10 protein-coding genes are annotated in these 9401 nt (G+C 59.5%); 4 read left to right on the forward strand and 6 right to left on the reverse strand.

Annotation, left to right across the window (positions count from 1 at the left end):
* Window positions 1–81: 81 nt before the first annotated feature.
* The 3 genes from ACRESD_RS20705 to gcvH all read left to right on the forward strand — a co-directional run bounded on the left by ACRESD_RS20705 (window position 82) and on the right by gcvH (window position 3375).
* A complete protein-coding gene (locus tag ACRESD_RS20705) occupies window positions 82–1698 on the forward strand; it encodes an ABC transporter permease (protein ID WP_431752605.1) in 1617 nt (538 codons plus the stop codon).
* 157 nt (window positions 1699–1855) lie between these two features.
* Window positions 1856–2938: a glycine cleavage system aminomethyltransferase GcvT gene (gene gcvT, locus ACRESD_RS20710; protein WP_431752606.1), complete on the forward strand. Its 1083-nt coding sequence runs from the start codon at window positions 1856–1858 to the stop codon at window positions 2936–2938.
* A 53-nt stretch (window positions 2939–2991) separates the two neighbouring features.
* Entirely contained in the window at window positions 2992–3375 is a 384-nt protein-coding gene (gene gcvH, locus ACRESD_RS20715) for a glycine cleavage system protein GcvH (protein WP_431752607.1), read from the forward strand.
* 129 nt (window positions 3376–3504) lie between these two features.
* On the opposite strand, the gene ACRESD_RS20720 is transcribed toward gcvH, so the two are convergent.
* From ACRESD_RS20720 to ACRESD_RS20745, 6 genes are all read right to left on the reverse strand, one after another.
* Window positions 3505–4647 carry a DegT/DnrJ/EryC1/StrS family aminotransferase gene (locus tag ACRESD_RS20720; RefSeq protein ID WP_431752608.1) on the reverse strand — a complete coding sequence of 381 codons (1143 nt, stop codon included), beginning with the start codon at window positions 4645–4647 and terminating at the stop codon, window positions 3505–3507.
* Between the two features lie 162 nt (window positions 4648–4809).
* On the reverse strand, window positions 4810–5124 hold the full coding sequence (locus tag ACRESD_RS20725; protein ID WP_043046966.1) for a DUF2388 domain-containing protein: 315 nt from the start codon (window positions 5122–5124) through the stop codon (window positions 4810–4812).
* Between the two features lie 69 nt (window positions 5125–5193).
* Complete coding sequence (locus ACRESD_RS20730; RefSeq protein WP_431752609.1) at window positions 5194–5640, reverse strand: NfeD family protein; 447 nt, start codon at window positions 5638–5640, stop codon at window positions 5194–5196.
* Window positions 5641–5650: 10 nt separating this feature from the next.
* Window positions 5651–6571, reverse strand: coding sequence for an SPFH domain-containing protein (locus tag ACRESD_RS20735; RefSeq protein WP_431752610.1), 921 nt, complete (start codon window positions 6569–6571; stop codon window positions 5651–5653).
* A 77-nt stretch (window positions 6572–6648) separates the two neighbouring features.
* Entirely contained in the window at window positions 6649–8337 is a 1689-nt protein-coding gene (locus ACRESD_RS20740; RefSeq protein ID WP_431752611.1) for a GspE/PulE family protein, read from the reverse strand.
* Between the two features lie 83 nt (window positions 8338–8420).
* A complete protein-coding gene (locus ACRESD_RS20745) occupies window positions 8421–8759 on the reverse strand; it encodes a hypothetical protein (protein WP_431752612.1) in 339 nt (112 codons plus the stop codon).
* A gap of 128 nt (window positions 8760–8887) precedes the next feature.
* On the opposite strand from ACRESD_RS20745, the gene ACRESD_RS20750 reads away from it, so the two are divergent.
* Window positions 8888–9358, forward strand: a complete 471-nt coding sequence (locus tag ACRESD_RS20750; protein WP_431752613.1) for an Lrp/AsnC family transcriptional regulator — start codon at window positions 8888–8890, stop codon at window positions 9356–9358.
* Window positions 9359–9401 lie beyond the last annotated feature (43 nt).

Genomic DNA, 9401 nt, shown 5'->3' on the forward strand with positions numbered 1-9401 from the left:
AGGTGATGCTATCGCAGGCAAGCCAGCTCCCACATTGGTTAGCGGTAACTTCGAGATTTTCATTTTCCTGAGAGCTTTTCCTTGGCCCACCCCGCCCAACGCCGCTGGTACCTGCCGGTCTTCACCGTCGCCGCCCTGGTGCTGCTGCCGCTGAGCGTGCTGCTGTTGTCCTGGCAAAGCATCGATGCGCAGATCTGGTCCCACCTCTGGGAAACCCAGATGCCGCGGCTGCTGGGCAACACCTTGACGTTAGTGCTGGGGGTGGGTGTTGGTGTGACGCTGCTGGGCGTCAGCCTGGCGTGGCTGACCAGCCTGTGTGAATTCCCCGGACGGCGCTGGCTCGATTGGGCGTTGATGCTGCCGTTTGCGATTCCGGCCTATGTGTTGGCCTTCGTGTTTGTCGGCCTGCTGGATTTCGCAGGTCCGGTGCAAACCCTGCTGCGTGAATGGTTTGGCGCGGGGCTACGTCTGCCACGAGTGCGCTCCACCAGTGGTGTGATCATCGTGTTGGTGTTGGTGTTCTACCCGTATGTCTACCTGCTCGCGCGCACCGCGTTTCTCGCCCAAGGCAAAGGCCTGATGGAAGCGGCGCGCGTGCTGGGGCAGTCGCCATGGCAGGCGTTCTGGCGTGTGGCGTTGCCCATGGCCAGGCCGGCGATTGGTGCGGGTGTCGCCTTGGCGTTGATGGAGACACTGGCGGATTTTGGCGCCGTCTCGGTGTTCAACTTCGACACGTTCACCACGGCGATCTACAAGACCTGGTACGGCTTTTTCAGCCTGTCCAGCGCGGCACAGTTGGCCAGCCTGTTACTGCTGGTCGTCATGCTGGTGCTGTATGGGGAACGACGCGCCCGTGGGGCGAGTCGCCCGAGCAATGAGCGGCCGCGAGGCAAGGCGCTGTATCACCTGCATGGGCTCAAGGCCGCGATGGCCAGTGGTTGGTGCCTGCTGGTGTTCGCCTGCGCTTTTGTGATTCCGATGCTGCAACTGATTGCGTGGTTCTGGCAGCGTGGCCGGTTTGACCTGGATGAGCGTTACGCCGGGTTGATTGTTCACACCCTCTACCTGGGTGGTATCGCAGCGCTGATTACGGTCAGCGTGGCGTTGATATTGGCCTTCGCCAACCGTCTGGCGCCGACACGTGCGATTCGCTCCGGCGTCGGCCTGGCCAATATTGGCTATGCCTTGCCGGGCTCGGTGCTAGCGGTGTCGATCATGCTGGCGTTCAGCTATTTGGACCGTGAACTGGTGGTGCCGCTGTCCGGCTGGCTGGGTGGTGCGGGCAAACCTCTGCTGCTGGGCAGTTTGTCGGCGTTGGTGTTGGCGTATCTCGTACGATTCCTGGCGGTGGCCTATGGGCCGCTGGAAAACAGCCTGGCGCGTATCCGCCCCTCGTTGCCGGAAGCGGCGCGCAGTCTCGGTGTGGGTGGCCCGCGACTGTTTTGCAAAGTGTATCTGCCGCTACTCCTTCCTGGCGCGTTGAGCGCGGCACTGCTGGTGTTCGTGGATGTCCTCAAGGAAATGCCCGCTACCCTGCTGATGCGCCCGTTCGGCTGGGATACCTTGGCGGTGCGCATCTTTGAAATGACCAGTGAGGGCGAATGGGCGCGAGCCTCTTTGCCGGCGCTGACGCTGGTGTTGGTAGGCTTGTTGCCGGTCATCGGGCTGATTCGCAGGTCTGCACGGCAAATCGGTTAGGTGCCAGTACTACGGCTTGCGGCTACAATGCGCGGCATTCGGTGCGCTTCGTCTTTCGGAGCGGGTCGCTGGGCGTGGCTGGAGGCCTTGTAATTCAAGGTGTTCAGGCGTGAACAGCAGCTCCGCGCACCTTCGCCAAGCCCGGAAGGAGAAACCCATGGGACAGCGTACGCCTCTGTATGACCTGCATCTCGCCCTCGGCGCGAAAATGGTCGATTTTGGCGGTTGGGATATGCCTCTGCATTACGGTTCGCAAGTTGAAGAACACCATCAGGTGCGACGCGACTGCGGGGTGTTTGATGTATCCCATATGACCGTGATCGATGTCACAGGCCTTCAGGCCAAGGAATGGCTCCAGCACTTGCTGGCCAATGATGTGGATCGTTTGCATGGCTGCGGCCGTGCGTTATACAGCGCCATGCTCAACGAGCAGGGCGGCGTGGTGGATGACATGATCGTCTACCGTACCGAATCGGGTTACCGGCTGGTGTTCAATGCCGCCACCCGCGACCAGGACATGGCCTGGATGCAGACCCAGTTGGGTCGTTTCTCGGTACAACTGCAGGAGCGGCCCGAGTTGGCCATGTTGGCTATCCAAGGCCCGCATGCCCGGCAGAAAATCGCCGAACTGGTCACCCAGTCGCGTGGCACCCTGATCCACCAGCTCAAGCCTTTTGAGGGCCAGGCCGATGGCGATTGGTTTATCGCCCGCACGGGTTATACCGGCGAAGATGGCCTTGAAATCGTTTTGCCTGCCGATCAGGCTCCAGGCTTTTTCAACGACCTGGTGGGTGCCGGCATTTCACCCATCGGCCTTGGCGCTCGTGACACGCTGCGCCTGGAAGCCGGTATGAACCTGTACGGCCAGGACATTCACCTGGGCGTTTCGCCACTCGTGGCCAATATGGCCTGGAGCATTGCCTGGGAGCCTGCCGAGCGTGATTTCATCGGCCGCGCTGCACTTGAGGCGGAAAAAGCGGCGGGTGTGCAGTTCAAATTGGTCGGGCTGGTGCTGGAGGAACGCGGAGTTTTGCGCGCTCATCAAGTGGTTCGTATCGCCAATGTTGGCGAAGGAGAGATCACCAGTGGTAGTTTCTCTCCTACGCTGAGCAAATCCATTGCCCTGGCGCGTGTACCGACGGCCACCGCCGATCGGGCCGAAGTGGAAATCCGCGGCAAGTGGTACCCGGTTCGAGTGGTCAAACCGACCTTCGTGCGCCATGGCAAAACCTTGATCTAACCTATTTCCGGCAGGCCAAAGGCCGCTGACATTTCTTCTTGAGGACACAGACTATGAGCGATATCCCTGCCGAACTGCGTTTTGCCGAAAGTCACGAATGGGCTCGTCTGGAAGCTGACGGCACCGTGACCGTCGGGATCTCCGACCATGCTCAGGAAGCGTTGGGGGATGTGGTGTTTGTTGAGTTGACTGAGGTCGGCAATGTGTTTGGCGCAACCGATCAGGCTGGGGTGGTTGAGTCGGTGAAAGCGGCTTCGGATATCTACTCGCCGATTGCTGGCGAAGTGATCGCGGTGAACGACGCCCTGAGCGGTGAGCCTGAGCTGTTGAACACTGATCCGTACGGCGCCTGGATCTTCAAGCTCAAGCCAAGCAACCCGGCTGACCTGGAAAAACTGCTGGATGCCGCCGGCTACAAAGCCGCCATCGGCGAGTAAACGTCGGTAGTAGAAGCCAAGCAAATCACTGTGGGAGCTGGCTTGCCTGCGCATCACCGGGGTGTGACTGAACCACCGAGGTGTTTGCATCGCAGGCAAGCCAGCTCCCACATTTGATTGTGGTGGAGCTTAATCGGCTTTCAGCACCGCTTTGACGGCCGCAACCGACCGTTCCACGTCCGCTTCTGTCATCGCCGTGAACATCGGCAACGATACGATCAAACGTCCCACACGCTCAGACACCGGGAACATGCCTTCCTTGAATCCCTGTGCCCGATACAGGCTCAACAGGTGAATCGGCGGGTAGTGATAGCCAATGCCGACGCCATGAGCCTGCATTTGCTCCATGAACGTCGCACGTGCCGGCAAACCGTCTTTACGCTCTGGCAGTACCAGTTGGAACAGGTGCCAGTTGCTGTTTTCGAAGTCCGCCGGCGGCAGTTGTGCGCCGTATTTCTCTTCAAAATCACTACCGAAGCACTTGAAGTAATGCCGTGCCAGGTTCTGGCGGTGGGCGGTGATTTTTTCGATATGGGCAAATTGTCCCAGGCCGATGGCGGCGGCGATGTCGGTCATGTTGAACTTGCCGCCCAGCACATCTACATCCAGACCGTCGAAGCCCGTACGGGTCACGCCCTGCAGGCGATATTTCTCCGCCAGACGCGCTTCCTCGGCGTTGTTCAACACCAGGCAACCGCCTTCGGAGGAGGTGATGTTCTTGTTGGCCTGGAAGCTGAACGACACGAAGTCACCGGTCGCGCCGATGCGTTCGCCGTCCCAGCTGGAGCCCAACGCCTGGGCAGCGTCTTCGATGATGCGCAGGTTGTACTTATTCGCCAGCGCATACAGCATTGGCATGTCCAGGGGCAGGCCTGCCAGGTACACCGGAATGATCGCCCTGGTACGTGGGGTAATGGCGGCTTCCACCTGGGCCAGGTCGATATTGCGGGTGACCGGGTCGATATCGGCAAACACCGGGGTGGCGCCCACTTCCAGGATCACGTTGGCGGTGGCGACCCAGGAGATCGGGGTGGTGATGACTTCATCACCAGGGCCGATACCGGCGATACGCAAGGCGATCTCCATGGTGCAGGTGCCCGAGTTGAACGTGCGCACCGGGCGGCCGCCAAAGTATTCCGACAGTTGAGCCTCGAATGCCTGCACTTTCGGTCCGCTGGTGATCCAGCCGGAGCGCAGTACATCGCCGACCGCCGAGATGGTGGCTTCATCAATGGTAGGTTTGGAAAACGGCAGAAAAGGCTGTGAGCTCATGACGAAGAAGGCATCCGTTTCAGGTAGGCGATGAGTAATAGACGTGTCAGTACCGCATGGTTGCACGGTTCGACTGAATATAGCCTGTCACGCGTGAATGAATCGTCATGATACGGGCAAAAAAATGCCGCTTCAAAAAGCGGCATTTTCCAGGGAGCGGTGTTACTCGGTCACGGCGTTTTTCGCCAGGATGGCATTGGCCAATTCCATGTCGGTAGCCTTCAGGCCAGGGTTGTCGGCGCGGACTTTCTGCATGGCGGCCTCCAGGTACGGGCCACGAATGCCGCCGTCGCTGGCAACGAAGCTGCCGGCGTCGTCTTGTGCGGCAACCACCAGCTTGTGGTCTTTGAAGGTCAGGTACGTCGAGCCGGTGGTGGCACCCGATGAGATGACATTGCGCCAGAAGCTGTCGGCCATGGCTGAGCCGACAGGAAGAGAAAGCACGGCGAGGGTAGCGACGGCATATTTGAGACGCATGATGGGGGACTCCGGGTGGGTTATCTGAACAGTTTGATTGTAGTTAACCCAACCGAGTTCCATCACTGACTAAACAGTTTCGACGTGCAAAATCGCCCCATCCTGAGCAATAACGCGTACTTGAGTGCCTACGGGGCTGTCCGGGCCAGTCACCATCCAGACGCCATCACCGACTTTTATCTTGCCCCGGCCATCGACGATTGCTTGATGCACCACAAATATGCGCCCGATCAGCTCCGAACCACGCATGTTCAATCCCGGCTGGTCGCTGACCTTGGCGCTGCTGCGCTGGCGTTTCCACCAGTACACCGCCGTCAGGATCGACAACACGGCGAACAGCAGCAGTTGCCATTCCAGGCCGAGCGGCGGGATCAGGAACTTGATCACGCCCACGACCGCCGCCGCGATGCCCATCCACAGCAGGTAACCACCGGCGCCGAATACCTCAAGGATCAACAGCACCGTGCCCAGTGCCAGCCAATCCCAGAACGACAGATGCTGCAGGAAATCCCACATGGCGACTGCCTCAGCCTTTCTTGTTGTCGAAGGTGGCCTTGACGATCTCGCCGATACCCCCGACGGCACCGATCACTTGACTGGCCTCCAGTGGCATCAGAATTACCTTGCTGTTGTTGGCCGAAGCCAGCTTGCCCAGCGCATCGATGTATTTTTGTGCGACGAAGTAGTTCACCGCCTGCACGTTGCCCGACGCGATAGCCTCGGAAACCACTTGTGTCGCACGGGCCTCAGCTTCTGCCTGGCGTTCACGAGCCTCCGACTCAAGGAATGCCGCCTGACGACTACCCTCGGCCTCCAGGATCTGAGCCTGCTTCTTGCCTTCGGCCGTCAGGATCGCCGACGCTCGCAGGCCCTCGGCCTCCAGGATTTGTGCACGCTTGATCCGCTCGGCTTTCATCTGGCCGGACATCGCGGCCATCAGGTCGGCAGGTGGGCTGATGTCCTTGATCTCGATGCGGGTGATCTTGATGCCCCACGGCGCCGTGGCTTCATCGACCGTGCGCAGCAGTTTTTCGTTGATGCCGTCGCGTTGGCTCAGCATCGCATCCAGCTCCATGGAGCCGAGCACGGTACGGATGTTGGTCTGCAGCAGGTTGCGGATGGCATGTTCGAGGTTGTTGACCTCATAGGCCGCCTGGGCGGTATTGACCACTTGGAAGAAGCACACAGCGTCGATCTGCACAGTGGCGTTGTCGGCGGTAATCACTTCCTGGGGCGGGATATCCAGCACGCTTTCCATCATGTTGATCTTGCGACCGATACGGTCCATGACCGGGATGATGATGTTGAGGCCGGGTTTGAGGGTGTTGGTGTAGCGGCCGAAACGCTCGACTGTCCATTGGTAGCCCTGGGGCACCACTTTGAAACCCATGAACAGGATGGCGATGGCCAACCCCACGAACAGAAGCAGTACGGTTCCGATCTGCATAGCGATTCCCTATCTGAAGGTGTCAGTAAAACGACGTTCGACCAATTGTAACGGCCTGGTCACGGATAAGAACGGTTTCACGGTCCAACTATCAAAGGATTTGTTTCTGAATCCCCAGGCGTTACCCGTAATACTTCTACCATCGTGGTCAGGCCGGCGTTCACTTTCTCGATGCCGGCCATGCGCAGGCTGCACATGCCTCGCTCAACGGCTGCCCGGCGTAGCACCTGCACATCGGTACCGGGAGTGATCAGTGCCTTGAGCGGCTCGTCCATCAGCATGATTTCATAGAGTCCGGCCCTGCCTAGATAGCCGCTGTCGCGACACTCCGAGCACCCAACAGCCTCGTGGGCGTTCTCCTGCGCATGCACCACGCGCTTGCAGTGAGGGCACAAGAGACGTACCAAGCGCTGCGCCATTACTCCTATCAGCGTAGCTTTGATCAAATAATGAGCAATTCCTAGTTCCTGCAAACGGCTGATAGCGCTTGGCGCATCGTTGGTATGCAGGGTCGACAACACCAGGTGCCCGGTGAGTGCGGCCTGAATGGCCATCTCTGCAGTCTCCTGGTCGCGAATTTCGCCGATCATGATGATGTCCGGGTCTTGGCGTAGCAGCGCGCGAATGCCGCTGGCGAAGGTCAGGTCGATGTTGTGCTGCACCTGCATCTGGTTGAAGGCGGGCTCGACCATCTCGATCGGGTCCTCCACCGTGCACAGGTTGACCTCCCGGGTCGCCAGTTGTTTTAGCGTGGCGTAAAGCGTGCTGGTCTTGCCCGAGCCGGTAGGGCCGGTGACCAGGATGATGCCGCAGACCTGGCCGGTCATGCCGCGCCAGCGCTGTTGGTCAGCGGGCGACAAACCCAGCTGATCGAAATCCTTGAGCAGCACCTGCGGGTCGAAGATCCGCATGACCAGTTTTTCGCCAAATGCTGTCGGCAAGGTTGAAAGGCGCAGTTCCACTTCGACGCCCGCCGGGGTTTTGGTCTTGACCCGGCCGTCCTGGGGTTTGCGTTTCTCCGCTACATTCATCCGGCCCAGGCTTTTCAGGCGGCTGACCACCGCCATCGTGACTTGGGCTGGAAACTGATAGACGTCGTGCAACAGCCCGTCGATGCGAAAGCGCACGCGGCCTTGTTCGCGACAAGGTTCGATGTGTATGTCGCTGGCCCGCTGGCCAAAGGCGTACTGCAACAGCCAGTCGACGATGTTGACGATATGCGCGTCATTGGCATCCGGTTCTTTATCGCTGGCGCCGAGGTTGAGCAGTTCAAAGTTGCCGGGCACCGCCACCTTCTGGTCGGCGCTGCTGACCGACTTGGCCAGCCGGTAGAACTCGTCGATGCAGCGCTGAATGTCTTGGGGGTTGGCGACCACGCGTTTGATCGAGCGCTTGAGCACTTGCGCCAACCCGGCTTCCCAACCGGTGACGTAAGGCTGCGCGCTGGCGACGGTGACGGTCTGTGCATCTACAGCCACCGCGAGAATCGTGTGCCGCAGTGCGAAGGCATGGGACATCAAGGGCACGACTGCCGCCACGTCGATCTTCAGCGGATCGATACGGCAATAGGGTTGTCCGGCGTGCCGGGCCAGCCACTGGGTCAGGGTTTCCAGGCAGGGGCCTTGGGCGGCGATACATTCCAGGGGATGCTGGGTGTTGCTGGCCGGTAGTTTCGCCAAGCGCTGTGCAACATCGGAAGTGATCAGCCCCCCGTCGATCAATGCCGGCAGCATCGGGTGAAGTTCCAAACGTTGATCAACGGGCATGGCGGTTTTCCTGGGGGTAGTGGAGGTCAACCCCAGGCTAGCCAGCCCCTGAACATCTTTCCCTGTTTGTGTATTGCAGGCCTTTACTGAGCAACCGCTACCCGCGCCTGAGGCTCCGCAGAGTCAACCGGCCACAGGTCCAGCGAGCACACACTGATCAGGTTTCGAATCTTTTCACCGATCACCTGGGCGCGGTGCCAGCTCAAACCGTCCATCACGATATCGATGTTCAGCAGGTCGTCCTCGCGGTCCACAGTGACCTGTCGTGGCGTCAGGAACTGCAACGCGAAATAGTTGAGCACACGGCACAGCACATCGGGCTCGGCCTCGGCCACGATGCGGTAGTGCGCCTGGCAGTGGGCGCTGTTGACGGCCCAGGCATCGACGCGGGCAGCAGGCTGGTGGGTTTCGACGGCGTGCATGGGGAACTCTCCAAATTAGGCTGGAGAAATTTTTACATTCGCCACCGGAGATTTCTTATCTAAGATGGGCCTGAATGGCGATTAATCGAATTGTTTAATTCAGTATGTGAACAGTCAAAGGTATTTTTATGCACAGTGAGTTGGACACCTACGATCGCCGCATCCTCGCGCTGCTGCAAGAAGACGCTTCACTGTCCAGCGCGCAGATCGCCGAGCAGGTCGGCTTGTCTCAGTCGCCTTGTTGGCGGCGCATTCAGCGGCTCAAGGAGGAGGGCGTGATTCGCGGCCAGGTGACCTTGCTGGACCGCAAGAAGATCGGCCTCAACACGCAGATTTTTGCCGAGGTCAAACTCAACGCCCACGGCCGCTCCAATTTCACGGAATTCACCGAGGCGATTCGCGGATTTCCGGAAGTGCTGGAGTGTTATGTGCTGATGGGGGCGGTGGATTTTCTGCTGCGTATCGTGACGTCGGATATCGAGGCGTACGAACGATTTTTTTTCGAGAAGCTGTCGATGGTGCCGGGGATTCAGGAGGTCAATTCGATCGTGGCGTTGTCGGAAATCAAGTCCACCACCAGCCTGCCAGTATTACGCTGACAGGGATGGCCTCATCGCGGGCAAGCCCGGCTCCCACAGGGGA

This window comes from Pseudomonas sp., from assembly GCF_050739995.1.
Classification (GTDB): domain Bacteria; phylum Pseudomonadota; class Gammaproteobacteria; order Pseudomonadales; family Pseudomonadaceae; genus Aquipseudomonas.